Raw genomic sequence first — 23,909 nt, 5'->3', positions numbered from 1 at the left:
CACAAGAGGCCGGGACTTACAGGAGACCTCATGATCACAGTACCCTCGACACGGCGCGGCCCCGGTGGCCTGCAGGCGATGGCCTTCGGACTGGCGGCGCTGATCACGACCCTCGACCAGGCGGCCAAGGCGCTGGCCCGCGTCCGGCTCGATACCGCGATGGAACTCACACCCTTCCTATCGCTGCGTCTGGGGTTCAATCCAGGCGTCACGTTCGGCCTGTTCGCGGACTCAGGCGCGGCGGGACGCTGGACGCTCAGCGGCGTGACGGCACTGATCATCGGCGCGCTGCTGGTCTGGATCTGGCGGACGCGAACCGCCATGACGGCGGTCGCCGGGAGCCTTCTGGTCGGCGGGGCGGCGGGAAACCTGCTTGACCGTCTGCGCTTCGGCGCGGTGACTGACTTTATCGACCTGCATTGGGGTGCCGCCCACTGGCCGACGTTCAATCTGGCAGATGCAGCCATTGTCTGCGGCGTGGGACTGCTTCTGCTGCCGGTCAGAGGGGCGACCGTCCAGACCGCCCCCTCGACCATGGGGCGCGCCGCGCGATGACCCTGCCCTCTCCCGCTGCGTCCGGACTGCGTCCGATCGGCAAGCTCGCCGCCGCCACAGGCGTCAAGGTCCCGACTATTCGCTTCTATGAGGAGATCGGACTGCTCCCCGCGCCGCCCCGGACCGCAAGCGATCGGAGGATGTATGATGATGGGGCGGAACGCCGCCTGTCATTCATCAGGCATGCACGTCAGTTGGGATTCGATCTGAACGCGATCCGTTCCTTGCTCGATCTGTCCGATCATCCGGATCGCCCGTGCGCCCAGGCGAACGCCATCGCCGAGCGTCATCTCGCGGAGGTGAAACAGAAGATCGCGCAGCTCAAGGCACTGCAGCGCGAGCTCTCCCGGATGACGGCGGAATGCGCCGGCGGCCAGGTCTCCGCCTGCAAGGTGATCGAAGCCCTTCACGACCACACGACGTCGCTTTGAGCGCGACAGCCCCTCCGCCAACTGCTAATGCGAGCCATTCCTAACTGGCCATGCCCATGCAACCCCTGTTCCGTCTGCTCGCCCTGCTATTCGCGCTGGGGCTGACCACACCCGCTCTCGCTCAGCTCCCCACCGCCTCGGAGGCCCAGGTCGCCTGGCGGCTGCTCGACTACGTCTCGGTCGACTACGCCGGCGCGGTGGCGAACGGCCAGGTGACCAATCCGGCCGAATACGGCGAGATGGTCGAGTTTGGCAGCCAGATCCGGACGCGTCTTGACGCTTTGCCGCCCCATCCGGCCAAGGCCGGCCTGGTGCGCGACGCGGTCGCCCTGCAGGCGGCGATCCGCGACAAGGCCGACCCGCAGGTCGTGGGAGATCAGGCCAGAACCCTGGCCGGTGCCGTCTTGACGGCCTATCCGAGCCCGCTGGCACCCTCATTTCCGCCCGATCTGACGAAGGGCGCGACGCTCTATGCCGAACAGTGCGCAGTCTGTCATGGCGCGACCGGCCGCGCCGACGGCGCGGGCGCGGAAGGACTCGATCCGCCTCCGATCGCTTTCGCCGACGTGGAGCGCGCCCGCCAACGCAGCGTGTTCGGTCTCTACCAGGTGATCGACCAGGGGCTAGACGGGACGGCGATGGCCAGCTTCGCCCATTTGCCGGCAGAGGATCGTTGGGCCCTGGCCTTCTATGTCAGCCGCTTCGCCTTCACTGACGCCGAAGCCGCCGAAGGCGAGCGCCTCTGGAAGGCCGACCCGGCGCTCCGCGTCGCCTACCCCGATCTGGCCGCCGTCGCCACGGCCACGCCGGCGGATCTGGCGAGCCGGATCGGCGAGACCAAGGCACGTGCGGTGACGGCCTATCTTCGCCGTCACCCCGAGGCGACGGCGCGTCCCGAAGGGGCGACCCTGACCCTGGCGCGAACGCGCCTCGCGGAAAGCGAGGCGGCCTATCATCGCGGCGACCGCAAGGCCGCCACGGACCTGGCGCTGTCGGCCTATCTCGACGGCTTCGAACCGGTGGAGCCCGCGCTCGGCGCCCGTGACGGGGCGCTGCTGCGCCGGATCGAGACGGCCATGACCGCGTTGCGCGCCTCGATCAGCAAGGGCGCGCCCGCCGAAGAAGTCGCGGAGAGGGTCGCCCGTCTGAACGCCCTGTTTGACACGGCCGAGCGGGCGCTCGCGCCTCAGGAGGCGAACAATCTCGCCAGCTTCCTCGGTGCCTTGACCATTCTGCTGCGTGAGGGACTGGAAGCTCTGCTCATCGTGGTGGCGATGATCGCCTTCCTCAGGAAGGCCGATCGGCCCGAGGTGCTGCCCTACGTCCACGGCGGCTGGGTGGCCGCGCTGGTCGCCGGCGGCGCGACCTGGGCGGCCGCGACCTTCTTCATCTCCGTCAGCGGCGCCAGCCGGGAGCTCACCGAAGGGTTCGGCTCACTTCTGGCCGCTGTTGTGCTTGTCTCGGTCGGTATCTGGATGCACGGCAAGTCGCATGCCGACGCCTGGCAGACCTATATCCGCGACAAGCTGTCCAGGGCCCTCTCGAGGCGGTCGGCCTGGTTCCTGTTCCTGCTCGCCTTCGTCGTGGTCTACCGGGAGGTGTTCGAGACCATCCTGTTCTATGCGGCGATCTGGAGCCAGGGCGGCCATGTCGGCATGCTCGCCGGCGCCCTGACCGCCGTGGCGATCCTGGCGGTGATCGCCTGGGCGCTGCTGGCCTACAGCAAACGCCTGCCGATCGGCCGGTTCTTCTCGTGGAGCTCGATCCTCATGGCCGTCCTGTCGGTCGTTCTCATCGGCAAGGGAGTGGCGGCGCTGCAGGAGGCGGGCTGGCTCGATATCCACCCGCTCGCCTGGATCCCGCGGATCGAGATCCTCGGCCTCTATCCGACGGTCGAGGGCTTGGCCGTTCAGCTTCTGACCATCGCCGTCCTTGTGATCGGCTTCGCCCGGACGTCGTCACCCAGGACGGCTCGACCGCCCCACTGAAGGCGGCCCCTTGTTTACGGTCCTCAGGCTAAGGCCTGAGCGCCAGACCGTTGCGCGCCACGGTCCTGCAAGTCGTCATTTTTGGCGATTAGAGCAGAAAGCATCATATAAGTCGTCATAATAGGCGAATTAGGTCGTGCGATTTGGATTTTCACAAATCGCCATTATTGACGAATTAACTTCGTATCGATACCTTACTCGCCGAAAGTGGCGAATTATGAAGATATCGAGCCTGACCACTGATGACGCAGCCCTCGCGGAGCTTGGCCGCAGGATCGCTGAAGCGCGACTCGCGCGACAGATGACCCAGGCCCAGTTCGCTCAAGCCGCAGGAGTGTCCAAACGAACGGTCGAGCGCCTCGAGGGCGGGGCCTCGACCCAGTCCGCCAATCTGGTGCGCTGCCTTCGGGCCCTGGACAAGCTGGACGGTCTCGACCGGCTCCTGCCTCAGAGCCCGCCCAATCCGATCGATCTGCTGGAACGCCACGGCAAGACCCGACAGCGCGCCCGGCCGGACCCCGACGAAGGCGCTGGAGCCGGGAGGCCCTGGACCTGGGGCGACGAACAATGACGACCATCGCCGAGGTCCGTCTGTGGGGAAGACGCATCGGCGCCGTGTCCCTGGAAGACGGCGCCGACGTCGCCGCCTTCGCCTATGCGCCCGCCTTCATCACCAGTGGCATCCAGCCGGCGCCGCTGATGATGCCCCTGGGCCCCGACATCCATAGCTTCCCGGACCTCAACCCACGCAGCTTCCACGGCCTGCCGGGGATGCTGGCCGACGCCCTGCCCGACAAGTACGGCAACACGCTGATCGACGCCTGGCTCGCGACCCAGGGCCGGACGCCCGAGAGCTTTAACGCGGTCGAACGGCTTTGCTACACCGGCGAGCGCGGCATGGGCGCCCTGGAGTTCGCCCCGGCCAAGGGCCCGCGCCGCAAGGCTGCGACCCGGATCAAGCTCGACGCCCTGGTCGAGCTGGCATCGGAAGTCCTGACCCATCGCAACGACCTGCGCTCCTCATTCGCCGATGAGACCAAGGCCGAGGCTCTGCGCGACATCCTGCGGGTCGGCACCTCAGCCGGCGGCGCCCGCGCCAAGGCGGTCATTGCCTGGAACGCCGAAACCAATGAAGTCCGCTCAGGCCAGGTCGAGGCCGGCGACGGCTTCGACTACTGGCTGCTGAAATTCGATGGCGTGAGGGGCAACAAGGACAAGGAGCTGACCGATCCGCAAGGCTATGGGGCGGTCGAATACGCCTATTCCCGGATGGCCGCCGCAGCCGGGGTCCAGGTGGCCGAATGCCGTCTGCTCGAAGAAGGCGGCCGGCGGCATTTCATGACCAGGCGGTTCGACCGCCTTCCCGGCGGCGGCAAGCTGCATATGCAGTCCCTGGCCGCCCTCGCCCATTTCGATTTCAACGACCAGAACGCCTATTCGTACGAACAGGCGCTGTTCGTCATGCGTCGTCTCGGGCTGTCGATGGAGGCGCTCGAAGAGCAATTTCGGCGCATGGCCTTCAACATCGTCGCCCGAAACCAGGACGATCACGTCAAGAATATCGCCTTCCTGATGGACAGGGCCGGCACCTGGAGCCTGTCGCCGGCCTTCGACATCACCTGGAGCTACAATCCGGCGGGCGATTGGACGGCGCGCCACCAGATGTCGATGAACGGCAAACGCGACGGCTTCACCCTGGACGACTTCGACGCCAGCGCCCGCGTCGCGTCGATCAACGCCCGCCGGGCGCGCGCGATCGTACAGAAAGTTCGCGACGCCGTGGCTCGCTGGCCCGAATTCGCCGACGCCGCCCGGGTTGGCGAGGACTGGCGCAAATCCATCGATCCCTCACTCCGGACGGTCCTCTAGACCCGCGGCGCCCTGCGCGGCGGTGGCGACGGACGAGAGATCGGGGGATCGGACCCCGACCGCCCTGCGCCCCGGGCACCGGGCCAGGCCGCGTCATCTTGGCCGTTGCCACGCCCGGCGACGCACTTTATGGCCCGAAGCAGGAGCCCCGATTGTCCCGATTGTTTCGCACCCTCTGCGTGAGCTTTTGCGCCGCCTTGATGGCGGTGACGAGCCTCTATGGCGCGTCGCAGACCGGCCATCGAGTCGCCCATACGTTCGACTGGCCGCCGATCGCCTCCCCCGGCAGCGGGTTCGATGCGGACCACGACCCGCTTCATGTCCATGTCGCGCCCGAACCCGCGACCGGGACCGACACGGGCGCGGCCGAAGATCCGGAAACCGGCGAGACCCGACCCACGGGTCATCACCACGCCGCGACCGGCGACAGCCCGAACGCCGTCCCGGAAGCCGGTCACGGTGTGAAGGCGATCCTTCGATCGGCCACGGGTCAGCGTTGGTCCGCCGGCGACCCGTCGCGGCCGAACCACGACGGCGACGGCCCCGAATATCCTCCGAAACGGAAGCGCACGGTCATCTGAACCTGCGCAGCCTTTCGGCTGCGCGCGCAATCTGTTTCCCGGAGATACCCTTGAAAACCCCGAATGCCGGCTCTGCCGGATCGTGGGCGCGTATTGCGACCGTTTCGGCGCTGGCGCTCTCACTGGCGGTTCTACCGTCTTATCCAGCCATGGCGCAGCAGTCCGCAAGCGTCACACCGGTCTTGCCCACTCTGTCCCTGGAACGGGCGCTGGCCCGTGCTGCCGAGGTGGATCCCGCCCTACCCGGCGGAGAAGCTCGCGCCCGCGCTGGCGACGCCGCTGTGCGTCAGGCCGATGTCCGCCCCAATCCCACACTGGGGCTGATGGTTGAAAACCTGCCGACGCTCGGCGGGGGCAACATCATCGACCGGACCGAGACGACCCTGTCCTACGAGCAGCGGTTCGAACGGGGCGGCGACCGGCCGGCGCGCGTCACCCTTGCCCGGGGTGAAGCGGCCGTGGTTCAGGCCGAGGACGCCATTCGGAGACTGGACCGGCTCGAGCAGGTGCAGCGTGCATGGACCGACGCCCTTGCGGCCCAGGCCGAACTCGAAATCGCCCGCGAACGTCTGGATCTGGCCGAACGCTTTCAGACGGAGGTGCAGCGGCGAGTGAACATGGCGCGCGATCCCCTGTTCGCAGGGGCCCGCGCCGAGGCCGAACTGGCGCAGGCCCAGATCGATTTTGACCAGGCCGGGATTCAGGCGCGCCTCGCTCGCGCAACACTGGGTCGCTTCTGGATCGGAGCCCCCGACTTCTCGCTCGATCCTGCCGGTTTCGAGGACACCAGTGCCGCGCGTGAAGTCGCCGGTCCGGTCTCTGAAATCGATCTCGCGGTTCTGTCCGCACAGCGCGACGTTTCCCGGGCCAGAGTCCGGGTCGAACAGGCGCGCGCCACCCCGGACGCCACAGTCAGTGTCGGCATCCGCCATTTCTGGGAAGGCCAGGACCTTGGACTCGTGGTCGGCGGGTCCATTCCTCTCGGCCGTTTTGACCGCAACGAGGGGGCCATCGCGCGGGCCAGGTTCGAAGGTGTTGCCGCAGAGGCCGATATGGCGGCGCTCCGGCAGGAAAGGGAGCGCGAGATCGCGCGGCTTCAGGTGCTCCTGGCGTCGCGGGCGCTCGAAGCGCGTCGCATTGCCGAGGAAACCCTGCCCCAGGCCGAACGCGCGGTCACACTCGTTCGTCAGGGCTTCGCGCGCGGCGGCTTCACCTACAACGACGTGATCTCCGCCCAGACCGCGCTGCTTGCGACCCGGGCTCGGCGCGTCGCCGTTCTCAAACAGTTTCACATTGATCGCGCCCGCCTTGATCGGCTGACCGGCGCGCATGCCGACCTGCTCGGCCTGGAGACCCGCACATGATCCGTTACAGCCCATCGCGGCGCGCTATCGCCGCCACCCTGTTCGCCCTTGCAGTCGCGGTCTCGGCCTGCGGTCAGGGCGGATCCCCGGAAAAGGCCGGAGGCGAAGTCGCCGCCGGCGACTATGAGCGTGGCCCACACAATGGCCGCATGCTGCGCGACGGCGATTTCGCGCTGGAAGTCACCATCTACGAAGATGGCCCGGAGCCACTGTTCCGGCTCTATCCCTTTTTCAAGAACAAGCCCCTGGACCCGCGCCAGGTCCAGGCCAGCATCACCCTGGGTCGACTGGGTCCCAAGACCAACCGGTTCGTCTTCGCCGCCGAGAACGACTACCTCGCGGCCCCGGGCGTGGTCTTCGAGCCCCACTCCTTCGATGTGACAGTCGCCGCCGCCCATGCCGGACGCCAGCACCGCTGGAGTTATGAGTCCTATGAAGGGCGCACGACCATCACCGCCGATGCCGCCCGGGCGGGCGGCGTAACCACCCAGAGAGCCGGCGGAGCAGTCCTGGGCGAAAGCCTGCCCTTGAGCGGCCGGGTCGAGATCACGCCGGAGGGCCAGAGCGAGGTCCATGCCCGCTATCCCGGTCGCGTCATGACCATGTCGGTCCAGCTCGGCGATCGCGTCCGGCGTGGACAGGTCCTCGCCCGGGTCGAATCCAGCGAAAGCCTGCAGACCTATTCCGTCACGGCCCCGATTTCGGGGATGATCACCGCCAAGAATGCCAACCCCGGCGCCATTACCGGCAATGGCGAGCCGATGCTGACCATCGGCGATCCGACCCGTCTGCACGCCGAGTTCTTCCTCTATCCCCGCGACGCCGAGCGCGTCCGGGTCGGTCAGCGCGTCGAGGTCACCAGCCTGGCCGGGGATCACCGCGCGCTCGGCGTGATCGAGGCCGTGCTACCGTCCAGCGACCCCATGAGCCAGACACTGGTCGCCCACGTCGCCCTGCCCTACCAGGGCGGCGTCTGGCGGCCGGGTCTGGGGGTCAGCGGGACGGTCCAGGTCGGTCAGGGCGAGGTGCCGCTGGCGGTCCAGACCAAGGCCATCCAGCCGTTCCGGGATTTCCAGGTCGTCTACGCCAGGGTCGGCAACACCTATGAGGTGCGGATGCTCGAACTGGGGCGTCGAACCGACGAATGGACCGAGGTCCTCGGCGGGCTTGAGCCCGGAACCGAATACGTCGTCGACGGTGCCTTCCTCATTCGCGCGGACATCGACAAGTCCGGCGCGAGCCATGACCACTAGGGGGCGCGACCATCATGCTTGAACGCATCATCGCGCTGTCGATCCGGTTCCGCTGGGTCGTCATGGCGCTCGTCCTTCTGGCCTGCGCGGTCGGCGTCTGGAGCTTCCAGCGCCTGCCTATCGACGCGACGCCGGACATCACCAACGTCCAGATCCAGATCAACACCGAAGCGCCCGGCTATTCGCCGCTGGAGGCCGAACAACGCATCACCTTCCCCGTCGAGACGGCGGTGGCGGGCGTGCCGGGCCTGCAATACACCCGCTCGGTCTCACGCTACGGGCTGAGCCAGGTCACCGTCATCTTCGACGACGGCACCGACATCTATTTCGCGCGCCAACTGGTCAACGAGCGGCTGCAGAACGCGCTCAGCCAGCTCCCCCCCGGCATTACGCCCGAACTCGGCCCGATCGCCACGGGCCTCGGCGAGATCTTCATGTATACGATCGACGCCGCGCCGGACGCCCGTCGCCCGGACGGCCAGCCCTATACGACCGAGGATTTGAGAACCCTGCAGGACTGGGTGATCCGGCCCCAGTTGCGAAACACCAGGGGCGTCACCGAGGTCAATACGATCGGCGGTTACGAGCGCCAGTATCATGTGACGCCGCAGCCCGAGCGGCTGTCGGCCTATGGCGTGACCATGGCCGAAGTCGTTGATGCGCTGAACAACAACAACGCCAACGTCGGGGCCGGCTATGTCGAGCGCTACGGTGAGCAGTATCTGATCCGCGTGCCGGGCCAGGCTTCGACGACCGAGGATCTCGGCAGTGTCGTCATCGCCACGCGGGGCGGGGTTCCGATCCGGATCGCCGATGTCGCGGACGTGGGCATGGGCGAAGAATTGCGCACCGGCGCCGCGACCGAAGACGGCAAGGAGACCGTGCTCGCCACGGTCTTGATGCTGGCAGGCGAGAACAGCCGCGTGGTGGCCCGGGCCGCCGCCGTCAGCCTCAAGGAGGCGGCGCGCGCGCTACCCGACGGGGTGACCGCATCGCCGGTCTATGACCGGACGGACCTGGTCGATCGCGCCATCCACACAGTCGAGAAGAATCTGCTGGAAGGGGCCCTGCTGGTCGTCGTCGTGCTGTTCCTGCTCCTCGGAAACATCCGCGCCGCCCTGATCACGGCGGCGGTCATCCCGATCACCATGCTGATGACCATCACCGGCATGGTGCGGACCGGCACCTCGGGCAATCTGATGAGCCTCGGCGCGCTCGACTTCGGCCTGATCGTCGACGGCGCCGTCATCATCGTGGAGAACTGCCTGCGCCGCTTCGGCGAGGCCCAGCACCGCCTGGGCCGCATCCTGACCCGGGAAGAACGTTTTGATCTGGCGGCCTCGGCCTCCAGCGAGGTGATCCGGCCGTCGCTGTTCGGGATCCTGATCATCACCCTCGTCTATGTGCCGATTTTCGGCCTGACGGGGGTTGAAGGAAAGATGTTCCACCCGATGGCGATCACCGTCGTCATCGCCCTGACCGCCGCCCTCGTCCTGTCGCTGTCCTTTGTGCCGGCCGCGGTCGCGATGTTCGTCACCGGCAAGGTGGAGGAAAAGGACAGCTTCGTGATGCGCTGGGCCCGGGTCGGCTATCAGCCGGCGCTGGACTTCGCGCTGAAGACACGGGGTCTGATGATCGGCATCGCCGTGGCGCTTGTGTTGCTTGCGGGCTTCGGGGCGTCGCGAATGGGTTCGGAGTTCGTGCCCAATCTCGACGAAGGCGACATCGCCATGCACGCGCTGCGCATCCCCGGCACCAGCCTGAGCCAGGCCATCCAGATGCAGACCGCGCTGGAGGCCCGCATCGCCGCCTTCCCGGAGGTCGAGCGGGTCGTGGCCAAGATCGGCACTGCCGAAGTCGCCACCGACCCGGTGCCGCCTTCGGTCGCCGACACCTTCATCATGCTGAAGGACCGCTCCGACTGGCCCGATCCGAGAAAGCCGCGCGGTCAGCTTGTCGAGGAGATGGAAGCCGCCGTGAACGAAATCCCCGGCAGCAAATACGAGTTCACCCAGCCGATCCAGATGCGGTTCAACGAACTGCTCTCGGGCGTGCGCGCCGACGTCGCCATCAAGGTGTTCGGCGACGATCTGAACGAACTGCTCAGGCTCGGCGCCGAGATCGAAGGCATCGTCGCCGGCGTGGATGGCGCGGCCGATCCCCAGACCGAACAGGTCACGGGTCTGCCGGTGCTCCAGATCACACCCAACCGGGCTGCCATGGCGCGACTGGGTTTGAGCGTCAACGACGTCCAGTCGGTCATCTCCACCTCGATGGGCGGCACCACGGCGGGGCAGATTTTCGAGGGTGACCGGCGTTTCGACGTCGTCGTCCGCCTGCCCGAAGCGCTGCGATCCAACACCGATGCGATCGGTCGCCTGCAGATACCCCTGCCGGCGAGCGAGGGACAGGCGCGTCAGTTCGTGCCCCTGGCCGAGGTGGCGACGATAGAGCTTACGGTCGGTCCCAACCAGATCAGTCGCGAGAACGGCAAGCGACGGATCGTGGTCACCTCCAACGTGCGCGATCGAGACCTGGGCTCCTTCATCGGGGAAGTGCAGGAGCGGGTCGAGACCGAGGTGACGATCCCCGCCGGCTACTGGGTCACCTATGGCGGTACGTTCGAACAGCTCATCTCGGCGGCGAAACGGCTTCAGGTCGTGGTGCCGGCTGTGCTGCTGCTGATCTTCGGCCTGCTGTTCGCCCTGTTCCGCTCCTGGAAGGACTCGGCCATCGTCTTCTCCGGCGTGCCCCTGGCGCTCACCGGCGGGGTGGCCGCCCTGATGATGCGTGATCTGCCGCTATCGATCTCGGCGGGCGTCGGCTTCATCGCCCTGTCCGGGGTCGCTGTGCTCAACGGCGTGGTCATGGTCAGCTTCATCCGGGGCCTGATCGAGGAGGGCAAGCCGATCCCCACGGCTATCCGCGAAGGCGCATTGACCCGTCTGCGGCCTGTGCTGATGACCGCCCTGGTCGCCAGCCTGGGCTTCGTGCCCATGGCGCTCAACGTCGGCACCGGGGCCGAGGTCCAGCGTCCGCTGGCCACGGTGGTCATCGGCGGGATCATCTCGTCGACCCTGCTGACCCTGCTCGTGCTCCCGGCGCTCTATAGCCTCGTCCACGGTCGCGACCGGACCGAGGATCGGCCCCGTCCCGCCTGGCTCGACCACCTGCCGTTCCGCGTCAAGCGGAGGCGGTTCTGACCGCCCGCCGCTCCACACCCTCCCCGAACTCCGGAAAGGTTCTCATGACCGTTGCCTATCGCCGGGACCCCTGGTCCTGGCTCAAATCACCCGCAATGGCCCTGGCCGCCATTCTGCTCTTCTTTCTCATCGACGGAGCCCTGGGCCAGGCCCTGGCCCATGGCGTGGCCGAAGGCGACAAGGGCTATATCCAGGAGACATCCGGCTTCCTGTTCTGGCCGTTCGTCTATCTCGGGGCCAAGCACATGGTCACCGGCTACGACCACCTGCTGTTCCTGTTCGGCGTGATCTTCTTCCTCTACCGGATGAAGGACATCAGCATCTATGTGACGCTGTTCGCCATCGGCCACTCATCCACCCTGCTGCTGGGCGTGCTGACCGACATCAGCGTGTCCAGCTACCTGGTGGACGCGATCATCGGTCTGTCCGTCGTCTACAAGGCGCTCGACAACCTCGGTGCTTATCAACGCTGGTTCGGCTTCCAGCCCTCGACCAGGGCCGCAACGCTGATCTTCGGCCTGTTCCACGGCTTCGGCCTGGCGACCAAGCTGCAGGATTTCCAGCTGTCATCCGACGGACTGATCGGCAACCTGATCGCCTTCAACATCGGGGTCGAGGCCGGCCAGCTTCTGGCCCTGGGCGCCATCCTCATCGTCATGGGTTTCTGGCGGAAGACGACCGGCTTCTGGCGTCATGCCTATGCCGCCAATGTCGTCCTCATGACCCTCGGTTTCATCCTGGCGGGCTATCAGCTCGTCGGCTTCTTCGTCACCTGATCGGAGACCTCTCATGCAAAACGCCAACAAGCCCGACCCCGCCGACCTGCCCTCGACCAGCAAGTTGTTGAAGTCCACGGCGGTGGCCGTCGTGGTCGCCGCCGGTCTGCTCGTCACGATCGTACTGCCCGCCGAATACGGCACCGACCCTACCCGGGTCGGATCGCTGCTCGGCCTGACGGAAATGGGCCGCATCAAGGTGCAGCTTGCTGCTGAAGCCAGGGCCGAAGAGGCGGGCCTCCAGCCGGCCGCCACGCCGCCCGCCGTCGCTGCGGCGCCGACCGCCGCAGTCACGCCCGCGGCGACTGCGCCCGGGGTCCGAACCGACGAGACCGTTCTCACCCTCGCCCCCGACCAGGGTGCCGAGATCAAGCTGGTGATGGAGGAAGGCGCTCGCGTCCGCTACGTCTGGTCAAGCAGCGGCGGGCGGATCAATTTCGACGTCCACGCCGACCGACCCGGGACCTCCTATCATGGCTACAGCAAGGGATCGTCCCGGCGTGAGGAAGGCGACCTCACCGCCGCCTTCACCGGCAGTCACGGCTGGTTCTGGCGCAACCGCACCGGTGAGGCGGTGACGATCACCCTGCAGACCACAGGCGCCTATACAGAGGTCAAGCGCGTGGTCTGATCTCCGCGGCTCCTATCCCCTCGTCGTCGGCCAGCGGCTATGCCGTTCGTCGATGACGTAGGGGTGGGCGTGGCCCGCTTCGCCGTCCAGCGCGTGGCCCTCCAGCAGGTGCGGATCATCCGGATCGAGGTCGTCATGACTGTGCGGCAATGAATCCGGATCGTGCGCCGGCCAGATCAGCAGACTTAGGATCGTGCCGGAGGCGCACAGGCCCGCCAGGACCAGAAAAGCTGCACCGGGATCAACCGCCGCACTGACCAGACCCGCTACCGGATAGGCGATCAGCCAGCAGCCGTGCGACAGGGCGAACTGGGCCGCGAACAGCGAGGGCCGATCAGCGGCGTTGGATGATCGCCGCAGCGCCCGACCGGCCGGCGTGATCGTCAGCGAATAGCCGAAGCCCATGGCCACCCACAGCGCCAGCAAGGCCGGATAGCTGACCGCGATCCACGGACCCGCCAGCAGCACCAGCGTCATCAGGGCGGCCCCCAGCACCATAGCGGACCGGTCCGAAAGCCGATCCAGCAGACGCGGCAGGATCACCGCCGCCGTCATCGATCCACCGCCGAACGCCGCCAGCGCCCAGGCCGTCGCCTGTTCCGACAAGGCGAAGCGCGACTGGACCAGGACCACGGTGTTGACGAACACCATCGCCCCGCCCGCCGCCGTGGCCAGACTGATCGCCAGCAGACCTCGAAGGCGCGGCGTCAGAGCGAACAAGCGGATGCCGCCGGTCAGACGTTGCAGGAAGGGCCGGGGCTGGGCCGTGCTCAGCGCCGGCAAGACCGCGCTGACGACGAACAGTGCGGAAACGACGAAACCGACCGCCGTCCCCGCGAACAGATTGTTGTAGCTCATCACCGCCAGCAGCAGGGCCGCCAGCACGGGGCTGGCGACGCTCTCCAGATCGGCTGCCAGCCGCGAGAGCGACAGCGCCTTGGTGTATTCAGCCTCGTCCGGGAGCAGGTCGGGGATCATGGCCTGGAAGGCCGGGGTGAAGGCGGCCGAGGCGACATAGAGCACAGTCATCAAGGCATATATCTGCCAGGCTTCGCCGACGAACGGCAGGCTGACCGCGACGCCGGCTCGAACGATGTCGAGCGACACCAGCAGGATTTTTCTGGGCAGTCTCGCCGCCAGGGCGCTCGCGAATGGTGCCACCCCGATGTAGGCGACCATCTTGATCGACAGGGCCGCGCCCAAGATTTCCCCGGCACTCGCCCCCGCCAGATCGTGGGCCAGCAGCCCGAGCGCGACGGTCGCCATCCCCGTTCCCAGCAGGGCCGAGACCTGGGCCATGAAGAGGTGCCGGTAGGGGGCGTGACGAAGCGGAGAAAACATCGAAGGGTCACCTTGGGACGCCACTGAGTTCCTGGACGATCCCGGAGGACGGCACCCCTTTGCCCAGTCTCGCATGCCGTCGCGATATACTATAGGGGAGTAACCATGGGACATACGGTCACCGGCAAGAAAAAACTCGTGGCGCGCATCCGACGCATCGCCGGTCAGTTGGCTGCGATCGAGAGGGCAATCGAGACCGAAACGGATTGTTCGCAGGTTCTCCAGCAGGTCGCGGCGGCGCGCGGGGCCATGGGCGGGCTGCTCAATGAATTGATCGAGGACCACCTGAGACACCACGTCGCCCATCCCGATCTGAGCGAGGATGACCGCCTGATCGGCACCGACGAGCTGATCGCCATTATCCGCCGCTATTCCAGCTAGGCCAGGCGCATGAGCAGGACACGCTCCGAGGATACCGGCTGGCGGGCAAACCGGGATGCAGGATCCGGTATCGGTTCGACCCTGGATACGAACCGGCCCCCACTCGCGGAAGCCGGGCCGCGTGAGCCCGGCTCGGCCGGGATCAGCGACCGGCGCCCGGAGACGAGGCCGTGAGTTCCGATTCTCCCTGCACCGACGTCTGCCGCTTCGATGGTCGCACCGGCTGGTGCGTGGGCTGCGGTCGTTCGGTCCCCGAAGTCCGATCCTGGCGAAAGATGCCGCCGCGTACCCGTCAGCTCCTCCTCAGGGAGCTGACCCGACGCCTGCGGCGGCTCAAGGATCAATGACCATGCCGGACCGGGTTTCACTGATGGCGACGGCTGAACGGTTCGGGATCGGAACGGTGCCGGTGCCGATGCCTCTGGCCCGGCGGAAGCGCTGTTGTCGAACGGCCAGTACACGCCGAATCGATAATGCTTCTCATTTTTGAAGTAGAGCGGTCCCGAGGGATCGCCGAATACGCCGCGTAATACAGATCAGGGGGCCATGCCGGCGCTCCGAAGACTGTTGACCTTATCTCCGGAAGATCCGCTCAATGTCCGCCAATCGAAGCCTGCTGACGAAAATCCTGCACGGACTCCTGGCCGTGGCGGTGATCCACCAGTTGGTGATCATCAACTTCATGATCGCGCCCAAGCCGGGTCGACCGGAGAATTTCGCATTCGAGCTCCACGAGTGGGTCGGCCTGACCAGTTTCGGCCTGCTCGCGGCCTACTGGCTGTGGACCCTGGTGCGCCGGGGCGAAGTGCCGTTCCACCTGCTGGTGCCGTGGTTCTCTCCGGAGGCGACCCTAACCGTCTGGCGCGACTTCCGGCTCCATGTCTCGGAATGGCGTCATGGCCGGTTGCCCGCTGAGGGCACTCATCCATTCGCGCATGCGATTCACGGACTGGGCTTGATCGTCATCAGCGTCATGGCGGTCACCGGAGCGCTGACCCTCCTGACCGTGCTCCCCGAACCCGTGCGAGCGACGGGTCTCGGCATCCATGAGCTGTTCTCCAAACTGGTCTGGGCCTATCTCGTCGGCCACGCCGGCCTCGCCGTGCTCCACGAACTGGCCGGGCACCGCCTGGTCCGCAAAATGTTCTGGTCGGCGTCGTGATCCTTGCGGAAGCTCCTTCCCGGCGACCGACGGCGCGGACGGCTTGCGCCTTTGTAATGTGGCCGAGAGCGTTGGCGAAGGTTGAGGTGGCTAGAGTCACTTTCGCACCCGCTTGGGGTGGATGGAGACCAGTATGACCCGCAAATCCCTTGTTCTCGGCCTCTCTGCGGCGGCCCTCATCTCGGCCGCGGCCGTCGGCGGCGCGGCGATCGCCGCCAATCCCGGCGCGACCGGGCCGGATGAACGGACCGAGATCGCCGCCGTCAACGGCGCGCGCGTTTCGCTGGCCCAGGCGGTCGCGATCGCGGAACGCCAGGGTTCGGGCAAGGCCATGGAGGCCTCGTTCGACGATGAGAGCGGCGGAAAGTGGGAAGTCGAGGTCGCCAGCGGCGACCGGGTGGCGACCTATGCCGTCGACATGACCAGCGGCGGCGTCAGCGCGGTCGCCGAAGAGGCCGACGAAGCCAATGAAGGCCCCGAGGACAACGACTGACTACACCTGATCGCCACGCCGCCCCCGACACGGGGGCGGCGTCTCCCTTGCCGGGACGCCAGAATGAAACTCCTGCTTCTTGAAGACGATGCCGAGACCGCCGAGTTCGTGACCCGCGGGCTCGCCGAGGCCGGTCACACGGTCGACATCGCGGTAACCGCCGACGACGGACTGCATCTGGCGCTCGAAGGCGCGCACGACGTGCTGATCATCGACCGGATGGTGCCGGGCGGTGACGGCCTGTCCGTCGTCCGTGCGGTCCGCGAGGCGGGCAAGTCCACGCCGGTTATCTTTCTCACTGCCGTCGGCGGTGTCAGGGACAGGGTCGAGGGCTTTGAGTCCGGGGGAGATGACTATCTGGTCAAACCCTATGCCTTCAGTGAACTTCTGGCCCGGGTCCAGGCGCTCGGCCGACGGTCGCCGGTCCTGGATCTGAGAACATGTATCGACGTGGGTGACCTCCAGCTCGACCTCGGCGCACGGACTGCCCGACGGGGTACGACCCGGCTCGATCTCACACCCCAGGAATTCAAACTGCTGGAGTTTCTCGCCCGGCACAGTGGTCAGGTCGTCACCCGCGCCATGCTCCTGGACAAGGTCTGGGGGTTTCATTTCGATCCCAGGACCAATCTTGTCGACGCCCATATGAGTCGCCTGAGAGCCAAGGTCGATCGACCGTTCGGTCACGACCTCATCCACACGGTTCGAGGCGCGGGGTATATGATCGATGACCGCGCCTAGGTTCCTCGCCTCCTCCGCGCTTCGTCTCGCGACCGCCTTCGCCGTGATCTTCGCCCTGGGCGGCGCCCTGATGTTCGGCGCGTTCCAGTGGGCGGTCACCGGTTACGCCAACGCCTCGATTGAAGAGGATCTGCGCGTCGAGAGCCGGGTTCTGCTCGCCGACCAGGCGGCTTCGGATCTTCCCGGCCTGGAGCGCCGGGTCTCCTCGCGCACGCGGCTCGGCAGCCCTTTTTCCTACGCCCTATTTGACCGGAACGGTCGCCGTCTGGCCGGCGAGCTTCCGCTCGAGGCCCCGCAAGGCCCCGGTCTGGGCCAGGTGGCCATGCCAGCGCCGACTGACGGCGGCGCGGGCGCCGACGAACCGATTCTGGTCCGCACCCTCGCGACGCCCCTGCCTGACGGAAGTCTGGTGGTCGGCAAGACGACCTATGCGGTGCACGAACTGCAGGAATGGATGGCGCAGATCGCGCTCTGGGGATCCGCGGGCATGGCGGTTCTCGCCGCCCTGGGCGGCCTGACGGCGGGCCTCATCCTGGCCCGGCGTCTTGAGCGAGTGAACACCGCCACGGCGAGGATCATGCAGGGCCATCTGAGCGAACGGCTGCCTCCGATCGGCCTGGGCTCTGAGTTCGCGGCATTGCGGGACAATCTCAATCGCATGCTGGAGCGGCTGGAGGCATCCATGGAGGCGATGCGGCATGTATCCTCCGACATCGCTCATGATCTCAGAACGCCCCTCAACCGGATGCGCCAGAGACTGGAACAGTCCCGCGCCCGGTCCGGGACGGTCCAAGGTCTGCATGAGGCGATCGACCACGCCCTGACCGACCTCGACGGCGCGCTGGACATTTTCGCAGCCCTGCTTCGCATCGCCCAGATCGAGGCGGGCGCGGGACGTGAGGCCTTCGTGCCCGTGGATGCGTCAGCCCTGATCCGGCGGGTTTTTGACGCCTATCAGCCTGTCGCCGACGAGGCCGGTCACACCATGGCGCTTCTGGCCGACAGCAAAAGGCTGATCCTCGGCGATGAGGATTTGCTTATCCAGATGCTGTCCAATCTGGTGGAAAACGCCATCGTCCATGCCGACGAGCCCGTTCACATCATCCTGGAGGTGCATGACGACGGGTCTAGGACCGTTCTCTGTGTCCGGGATACGGGGGCCGGGATTCCGGACGAGGCGGTGTCCAGGGTAACGCGTCGTTTCTACCGCCTCGACCACAGCCGCCACTCCCCGGGTGCAGGCCTGGGGCTCGCCCTGGTGGCCGCGATCGCCTCGCTCCACAACGCGGATCTCGTGCTGGGCTCGAATCGCCCGGGGCTGAGCGTCAGGCTGAACTTCCTCGCAGCCGGAGAAGTCGACAGTGCCGGTAGCGGATCGGAACCATGATGGATTGCCGAGCCGGACCCGTCGGCGCCGGACCCACTCGCCCGGTCGTGATCCCTCCGCCGGGCACGGCGCGCCCGCCACGCGGCCGGGAACCGGATGTCGGAGGCCCCGAGTGCGTGAACTGAGCCCTCGCTCCGGCGGTCCCCGGCCCGGTCCGCTTCACAGCGCCGGGCACCGGCGACTGACCCGCTTGGTGCCCGTGGGTCTGGCCGTGATCGCCTTGGGGGGCTGTGTCACCTATCGTCAGGCCGACCTGCCGGATCGTCCCCGGCCGGATCCGAGCTCCGAGGACCTCAACCTCGCGGCCGCTGGTCTTGAGCGTTCCACGCCCGGCCCGGTGGACATAGACCTGTCCCGGCCGTTGTCTCCCGACCAGCTGGGGCTCATCGCCGTCATCGCCAACCCCGAACTGAGGGCCCATCGCGCCCGGCTCGGCGTCGCCGATGCCCAGGTGTTCGAGGCCGGGCTGCTTCCGGATCCGCAATTCTCCTTCAGTCTGGATCGTCCCGTCTCCGCCCCCGGCCTCGTGGACGCCATCGCCGGCGGCCTGGGGATCGACACCTCCAGCTTCTACATGCGCCCCCTGAGACAGCGGTCCGCACGGGCCGTCCGCGATCAGGTGCGGCTCGACGTCGCCTGGCTGGAATGGCAGGCGGCGGGCCAGGCGCGGCTTGTGGCCGCCCGCATCGGCGGACTGGAAACCGTGCGGGGGCTGGCGTTCGAAGCCTCTCGCGCCGCCGACGACGCCCTGGGTCGAACCCTTCGGGCGGTGGCGCGCGGCGATCTGTCGGCGAACGATCTGGAAGCTCGGCGCATCGCGGCGGCCGACGCCGGCGACCGAGCCCGGAGCGCCGAGCGGGATCTGCAGGCGGCCCGGTTCGCGCTGAACGCCGCGCTCGGTCTGTCTCCCGACGCCGTCGTCGCCCTGAGCGATCCGCCGCTGTCTCATCTCCCGCCACCGGACCCGGTGAATCTGGTCGAACGGGCGTATCGCCAACGGCTCGACCTGGCCGCCCTGAGCGCCGGCTATAACGCCCAGGACGCCAATCTGCGGCTTGCCTTGCTTCAGCAATATCCTCGCCTGAATCTGGCGCTGAACGCGACGCGGGACACAGGCGCCGTGAGGACGAACGGCGTCGCGATCGGTTTCGACCTGCCGCTGTGGAACCGGAACCGTGGCGCGATCGCGGTGCAGGACGCCACGCGCGAACAGCTTCGCGCGGAATACGAGGCGCGCCTGTTCTCGACGCGCTCGGAGATCACCACCCTGATCGCCGCCTACCGGATCGGCCTGCGCCAGCGGGACGCGTTGGAGGCCCAGGTCGCGCCGTTGAGGCAAACCGTCGAAGCCTTCGAACGGGCCAGCGCGCGCGGCGACATCGCCCGCGTCACGGCCGAGACCGCGCGTCAGGCTCTCACCGACAAGGAGATCGCCCTCGCCGTCCTGGATCAGGCCTTGTCGGAACAATGGGTGGCGCTGGAACTGGCGTCGGGTGCCTTGATCGGGGAAGCGAAATGATGCGGATCACGGTGGGAGTGGCGGCACTGACACTGGCGCTGGCCGGATGTTCAAAACCGGCGGACACGGCCGCGACGCCCGTCGCGGCCGTGCGCACCGCGGCCGTCGTCACCCGGATGCTGGACGAGACCGTCACGGCCTACGGCCAGGTGGAGTTCGATCCCGCGGCCATCCGGACCCTGACGGCGACCTTCGAGGCCCAGGTGGCCCAGATCCACGTCACTGTCGGTGAGGCCGTGCAGGCCGGTCAGCCGATCGTGACCCTGACCGCCAGCCCGGCGACCCGTCTCGATCTCGATCGGCTCGCCCGCGAAGCCAGCGTGACGAGCGCCGAACACGCGCGGCTTCAGCGGCTTCGCGCCGACGGGCTCGCCGCGGACGCCGAAGTCACAGTGGCCGCCGCCGCCGCGGCCACCGCCCGGGAAGCCAGCGCCAACCTGCGCCGCCTGACTGGCGGGGGGCGGATCACGCTCCGCGCGCCAGTCAGCGGCGTCATCAACAGCCTGCCCACCAGCCCCGGCGCGCTCGTCGGTGCCGGCGGGGCGGTGGCCAGTCTCGGCTCAACCCATCTCCTGAACGCCCGTCTCGGGGTCGAGGTCGAGGACGCCCAGAGAATTCGTTCCGGCACGGCTATCCGCCTAACCGGCCTGCATGACGACGGGGCGGCGGTCCAGGCTCGCGTCGCCTCCGTGGACCGTCGGGTCGAGCCGGCCACACGCCTGGCCGCCGTCATCGTCTCCCTGCCGCCGGGCAGCCCGGTTCTCCCGGGTGAATCACTCAAGGGAGAGATCGTCGTCAGCACCTTGCCCGACGCCATCGTCGCCCCGCGGGCGGCGGTTCTCTATGACGGGGACCAGCCGTATGTGTTCGTCGTCAACCGCAACATCGCAGCGCGTCGGCCCGTCACGATCGGTCTGGAAGAGGCCGATGTGGTGCAACTCACCCGCGGTGTGCGGGCGGGTGATCGCGTCGTCATAGAGGGCGGTCCGGCCCTGTCGGACGGGATGAAGACACGGGAAGGTCCCGTCCCGTCCACGGCTCCGGCGGCGACGCGATGAGCCGCTGGCTGAGCGGCCAGGTCCGCTTCATCCTTCTCGCCTTTGTGCTTCTGGCGCTGTCGGGGTCCGCCTCGGCCTTGCGACTGCCCGTCAGCCTGTTCCCGCACATCGACTTCCCGCGCGTCGTCGTCGCCCTCGACGCCGGTGACCGTCCCGTCGACCAGATGGTCAATCAGGTGACCCGTCCGATCGAGCAGGCCCTGCGCACCGTGCCGGGCGTCGTCGGCGTCCGCTCCACCAGCAGTCGCGGGTCGGCGGAGCTGTCGGTCAATTTCGCCTGGGGCGCCGACATGGTCGCCGCTACCCTGCAGGCGGAATCCGCCGTGAACGCCGTGGTCCCGGACCTCCCGGCCGGCACGCGCTTTGAGGTCCGACGCATGGACCCCACCGTGTTTCCGGTGCTGGGTCTGGCCCTAGTGTCGCCGAGTCGCGATCCGATCGCACTGCGCGACTTCGGGCACCTCCAGCTGGCACCCCTGCTGTCCTCCGTGCCCGGCGTGGCCAGCGTCACTGTCCTCGGGGGTCAGGAGAAGGAGTATCAGGTGCTCGCCGATCCGGCCCGGCTCCAGGCGCTCGGCCTGTCGATCGAGGATCTTGCCCGCACCCTGTCGTCCAACAATGTGGTGGTGGCCACCGGTCGGTTGGAAGACCGCTATCGGCTCTATCTGGTTCTGGCTGACAATCGTCTGACAGGCATCGACGACATTCGGCGCACCGTCGTCCAAACCGGAACCCGCGGGGTCGTCGAACTGGACGACATTGCCCAGGTCGTGACCCGTCAGACGCCGCAATGGACCCGGGTGACCTCGCAGGGCCAGGATGCCGTCCTGCTCAATATCCGCCAGACGCCGGACGCCAACAGCGTCGCCCTGGTCAAGGAGGTGCGCAGGCGCATCGCAGAGTTCGCGTCACAGACCCCGCCGGACGTCCAGATCGTCACCTACTACGATCAGTCGCAGTTGGTGACCGCCGCCGCCGGAAGCGTGCGGGACGCTATTCTCCTGGGCGCGCTGCTGGCCGGAATCGTGCTCTTCATCTTCCTGCGCAGTCTGCGATTCATGTTGATCGTGGCCCTGCTGTTGCCCGCGACGCTGGCCGCCACGACCGTCGTGCTCGGCCTGATGGGCATGAGTTTCAACATGATGACCCTGGGCGGGATGGCAGCGGCCGTCGGCCTCGTCGTTGATGATGCGGTCGTCATGCTCGAGCATCTGATGCGACGGCTGCAGGAGCGCCATCGCGGCTCCGACGCCGGCGGCAGCGTCCTCGAGACGGCCTCGGAGATGATCCGCCCCCTGATCGGATCGAGCCTGGCGACGGTCCTTGTTTTCGCTCCCCTCGCCTTCCTCGGCGGCGTCACGGGCGGCTTCTTCAAGGCCCTGGCGATCACCATGTCCGCCGCACTGGCGGTCTCGCTCCTGTTCGCCCTGTTCGTCGCCCCGCTTCTGGCCGACCGCTGGGTCCGGGACCGCGATGTGCAGCAGGCGGAAAAGAGTGGAGCGATCCTCGATCGCTTCGGCGGGCGCTACGAGACGCTGATGCGCCGCGTTCTCAAGGCCCCGGGGCGGATCGCCCTGATCGTCGGCATGGTCATGCTGGTCGTCGGCGGCTTCGCCTATACCCGCGTCGGATCCGGCTTCATGCCGAAGATGGATGAGGGCGGGTTCATCCTCGACTACTACGCCGCGCCGGGCACCTCCCTGGCCGAGACCGACAGACTGCTGAGGCAGGTCGAGCTCATTTTGCAGAACACCGCCGATGTCGAAAGCTATTCGCGCCGGACAGGCCTGCAACTCGGCGGCGGCCTGTCCGAAGCGAATGAGGGCGACTTTTTTGTGCGCCTGAAGGCCAAGGGACGACGGCCGATCGAAGCGGTCACCGCGGACGTCCGTCGGCGCATCGAAGCGACCGTCCCCGGTCTGACCATCTCCACCGCCCAGTTGATGGAGGACCTGATCGGCGACCTGACCGCGGTGCCGCAACCCATCGAGGTCAAACTGCTGGGGTCGGACGAGGCCGCCTTGAAGGCCGCCTCCCCCCTGGTCGTCGATGCCATCGGAAAAATTCGCGGGGTGATCGAGGTCGATGGCGGGCTGCGGGTCGCCGGCGACGCCATCGTCATCACCGTCAACCGACCGGCTGCCGCCCTCGAAGGGCTAGACCCGGAAGCGATCACCCGTCAGCTGGACATGCTGACCGGCGGGTCGGTCATCGGCCACATCCAGGAGGGCGACAAGCTGGTCGGCGTTCGTGTGTGGACCGAAGGCTCGCTACGCGACCGCGTGCGCACCCTTGAAGACCTCCCGCTGCGGGCACCGGACGGCCACGCCCTGCCGCTGAAGCGTATCGCGACCCTGTCGATCGCCCCGGGCCAACCGCAGATCACCCGCGAGAATCTCCAGCCTCTCGTCGCCGTCACCGCGCGTCTCGAAGGCCGCGACCTGGGCTCGGCCATGCGCGAGGTGTCCCGGACCGTGGGGGGGCTCAGCCTGCCGTCCGGCGTCCGCGTCGAGTATGGCGGCCTGTATGCCGAACAGCAGAAATCATTCCGGGATCTCGCCGTCGTCTTCGTCTCGGCTCTGCTGCTTGTCGGCCTGCTGTTCCTCTATCTGTTTCGAAGCTGGGCCGCCGTCGGAAGCATCATCGCCACCCTGGTCCTTGCCGCCTCCAGCGTCTTTCTCGGCCTTTGGGTCACGGGCACGGAGCTGAACATTTCGGCGATGATGGGACTGACCATGGTGATCGGCATCGTCGCCGAGCTGGGCGTCTTCTACCTGGCGGAACTGCCGACCGGCGGACGGCCGCATCCTGACACGCTCATCGCCGCGGGCCGGGCCCGCCTGCGGCCGATCCTGATGTCGGCCCTGATCGCCATACTGGCCCTGGCACCTCTCGCGCTGGGCCTCGGGGAGGGCTCGGCGATGCAGAAGCCCCTGGCTATCGCGATCATCACCGGCCTGCTGGCGGGCGTGCCCCTGATCCTGATCTTCACCCCCACGCTGCTGGCGCGCCTGTCCACGCCTGTTCGGGAACGTCATCCGTGAATCCTCCCTCCTGGACCGACACCCGACCATCGCGGCAGCCTCCCGGTGGAGGCGCAAAACGCCCTCGTCCGGATGGGCGGCGTGTACGTCGCAGTCTCCCGTCGACGGCGAAATGCCGAACCGGCGACCGTT

20 protein-coding genes are annotated in these 23,909 nt (G+C 67.4%); 19 read left to right on the top strand and 1 reads right to left on the bottom strand.

Translation table 11 applies throughout. From position 1 onward, the window contains the following. Positions 1–30 precede the first annotated feature (30 nt). The 11 genes from lspA to AAC050_RS00325 all read left to right on the top strand — a co-directional run bounded on the left by lspA (position 31) and on the right by AAC050_RS00325 (position 12,651). Entirely contained in the window at positions 31–555 is a 525-nt protein-coding gene (gene lspA / locus AAC050_RS00375; RefSeq protein WP_339913068.1) for a signal peptidase II, read from the top strand. Next, a complete protein-coding gene (locus AAC050_RS00370; RefSeq protein ID WP_339913067.1) occupies positions 552–986 on the top strand; it encodes a helix-turn-helix domain-containing protein in 435 nt (144 codons plus the stop codon). The genes lspA and AAC050_RS00370 overlap by 4 nt, the downstream gene beginning before the upstream one ends. A gap of 56 nt (positions 987–1,042) precedes the next feature. Further along, on the top strand, positions 1,043–2,974 hold the full coding sequence (locus AAC050_RS00365) for an FTR1 family protein (protein ID WP_339913066.1): 1,932 nt from the start codon (positions 1,043–1,045) through the stop codon (positions 2,972–2,974). Positions 2,975–3,191: 217 nt separating this feature from the next. Further along, positions 3,192–3,545, top strand: a complete 354-nt coding sequence (locus AAC050_RS00360) for a helix-turn-helix transcriptional regulator (protein ID WP_300443846.1) — start codon at positions 3,192–3,194, stop codon at positions 3,543–3,545. Further along, positions 3,542–4,843 carry a HipA domain-containing protein gene (locus AAC050_RS00355; protein ID WP_339913065.1) on the top strand — a complete coding sequence of 434 codons (1,302 nt, stop codon included), beginning with the start codon at positions 3,542–3,544 and terminating at the stop codon, positions 4,841–4,843. Before AAC050_RS00360 ends, AAC050_RS00355 begins: the two co-directional genes overlap by 4 nt. A gap of 152 nt (positions 4,844–4,995) precedes the next feature. After that, the gene (locus AAC050_RS00350; RefSeq protein WP_339913064.1) at positions 4,996–5,424 is read left to right on the top strand and encodes a hypothetical protein; all 429 of its coding nucleotides are present in this window, start codon (positions 4,996–4,998) and stop codon (positions 5,422–5,424) included. 182 nt (positions 5,425–5,606) lie between these two features. Further along, on the top strand, positions 5,607–6,788 hold the full coding sequence (locus tag AAC050_RS00345) for a TolC family protein (protein ID WP_339913063.1): 1,182 nt from the start codon (positions 5,607–5,609) through the stop codon (positions 6,786–6,788). Then, positions 6,785–8,041, top strand: a complete 1,257-nt coding sequence (locus AAC050_RS00340) for an HlyD family efflux transporter periplasmic adaptor subunit (protein ID WP_339913062.1) — start codon at positions 6,785–6,787, stop codon at positions 8,039–8,041. Before AAC050_RS00345 ends, AAC050_RS00340 begins: the two co-directional genes overlap by 4 nt. Positions 8,042–8,055: 14 nt before the next feature. Beyond that, positions 8,056–11,244, top strand: coding sequence for a CusA/CzcA family heavy metal efflux RND transporter (locus AAC050_RS00335; protein ID WP_339913061.1), 3,189 nt, complete (start codon positions 8,056–8,058; stop codon positions 11,242–11,244). 44 nt (positions 11,245–11,288) lie between these two features. Then, positions 11,289–12,020: a HupE/UreJ family protein gene (locus AAC050_RS00330; RefSeq protein WP_304929947.1), complete on the top strand. Its 732-nt coding sequence runs from the start codon at positions 11,289–11,291 to the stop codon at positions 12,018–12,020. A gap of 13 nt (positions 12,021–12,033) precedes the next feature. Next, the gene (locus AAC050_RS00325; RefSeq protein WP_339913060.1) at positions 12,034–12,651 is read left to right on the top strand and encodes a transmembrane anchor protein; all 618 of its coding nucleotides are present in this window, start codon (positions 12,034–12,036) and stop codon (positions 12,649–12,651) included. A gap of 12 nt (positions 12,652–12,663) precedes the next feature. Here AAC050_RS00325 and AAC050_RS00320 read toward each other — a convergent pair whose 3' ends face one another. Continuing rightward, positions 12,664–13,992: an MFS transporter gene (locus AAC050_RS00320; RefSeq protein ID WP_339913059.1), complete on the bottom strand. Its 1,329-nt coding sequence runs from the start codon at positions 13,990–13,992 to the stop codon at positions 12,664–12,666. A gap of 105 nt (positions 13,993–14,097) precedes the next feature. On the opposite strand from AAC050_RS00320, the gene AAC050_RS00315 reads away from it, so the two are divergent. The 8 genes from AAC050_RS00315 to AAC050_RS00280 all read left to right on the top strand — a co-directional run bounded on the left by AAC050_RS00315 (position 14,098) and on the right by AAC050_RS00280 (position 23,777). Continuing rightward, complete coding sequence (locus AAC050_RS00315; protein ID WP_339913058.1) at positions 14,098–14,373, top strand: metal/formaldehyde-sensitive transcriptional repressor; 276 nt, start codon at positions 14,098–14,100, stop codon at positions 14,371–14,373. A 595-nt stretch (positions 14,374–14,968) separates the two neighbouring features. Next, positions 14,969–15,535: a cytochrome b/b6 domain-containing protein gene (locus AAC050_RS00310; RefSeq protein WP_339913057.1), complete on the top strand. Its 567-nt coding sequence runs from the start codon at positions 14,969–14,971 to the stop codon at positions 15,533–15,535. 133 nt (positions 15,536–15,668) lie between these two features. Next, positions 15,669–16,028: a PepSY domain-containing protein gene (locus AAC050_RS00305; protein WP_298745473.1), complete on the top strand. Its 360-nt coding sequence runs from the start codon at positions 15,669–15,671 to the stop codon at positions 16,026–16,028. Between the two features lie 63 nt (positions 16,029–16,091). Beyond that, complete coding sequence (locus AAC050_RS00300; RefSeq protein WP_298745472.1) at positions 16,092–16,769, top strand: winged helix-turn-helix domain-containing protein; 678 nt, start codon at positions 16,092–16,094, stop codon at positions 16,767–16,769. Further along, complete coding sequence (locus AAC050_RS00295) at positions 16,756–18,156, top strand: HAMP domain-containing sensor histidine kinase (protein WP_339913056.1); 1,401 nt, start codon at positions 16,756–16,758, stop codon at positions 18,154–18,156. The genes AAC050_RS00300 and AAC050_RS00295 overlap by 14 nt, the downstream gene beginning before the upstream one ends. A gap of 112 nt (positions 18,157–18,268) precedes the next feature. Continuing rightward, positions 18,269–19,675, top strand: coding sequence for a TolC family protein (locus AAC050_RS00290; RefSeq protein ID WP_339913055.1), 1,407 nt, complete (start codon positions 18,269–18,271; stop codon positions 19,673–19,675). Beyond that, positions 19,672–20,733 carry an efflux RND transporter periplasmic adaptor subunit gene (locus tag AAC050_RS00285; RefSeq protein ID WP_339913054.1) on the top strand — a complete coding sequence of 354 codons (1,062 nt, stop codon included), beginning with the start codon at positions 19,672–19,674 and terminating at the stop codon, positions 20,731–20,733. The genes AAC050_RS00290 and AAC050_RS00285 overlap by 4 nt, the downstream gene beginning before the upstream one ends. Further along, the gene (locus AAC050_RS00280; RefSeq protein ID WP_339913053.1) at positions 20,730–23,777 is read left to right on the top strand and encodes an efflux RND transporter permease subunit; all 3,048 of its coding nucleotides are present in this window, start codon (positions 20,730–20,732) and stop codon (positions 23,775–23,777) included. The genes AAC050_RS00285 and AAC050_RS00280 overlap by 4 nt, the downstream gene beginning before the upstream one ends. Positions 23,778–23,909: the final 132 nt, after the last annotated feature.

Source organism: uncultured Brevundimonas sp. (genome assembly GCF_963974615.1).
In the GTDB taxonomy this organism is placed as follows: domain Bacteria; phylum Pseudomonadota; class Alphaproteobacteria; order Caulobacterales; family Caulobacteraceae; genus Brevundimonas.
This window is presented reverse-complemented; position numbering and strand designations above follow the sequence as displayed.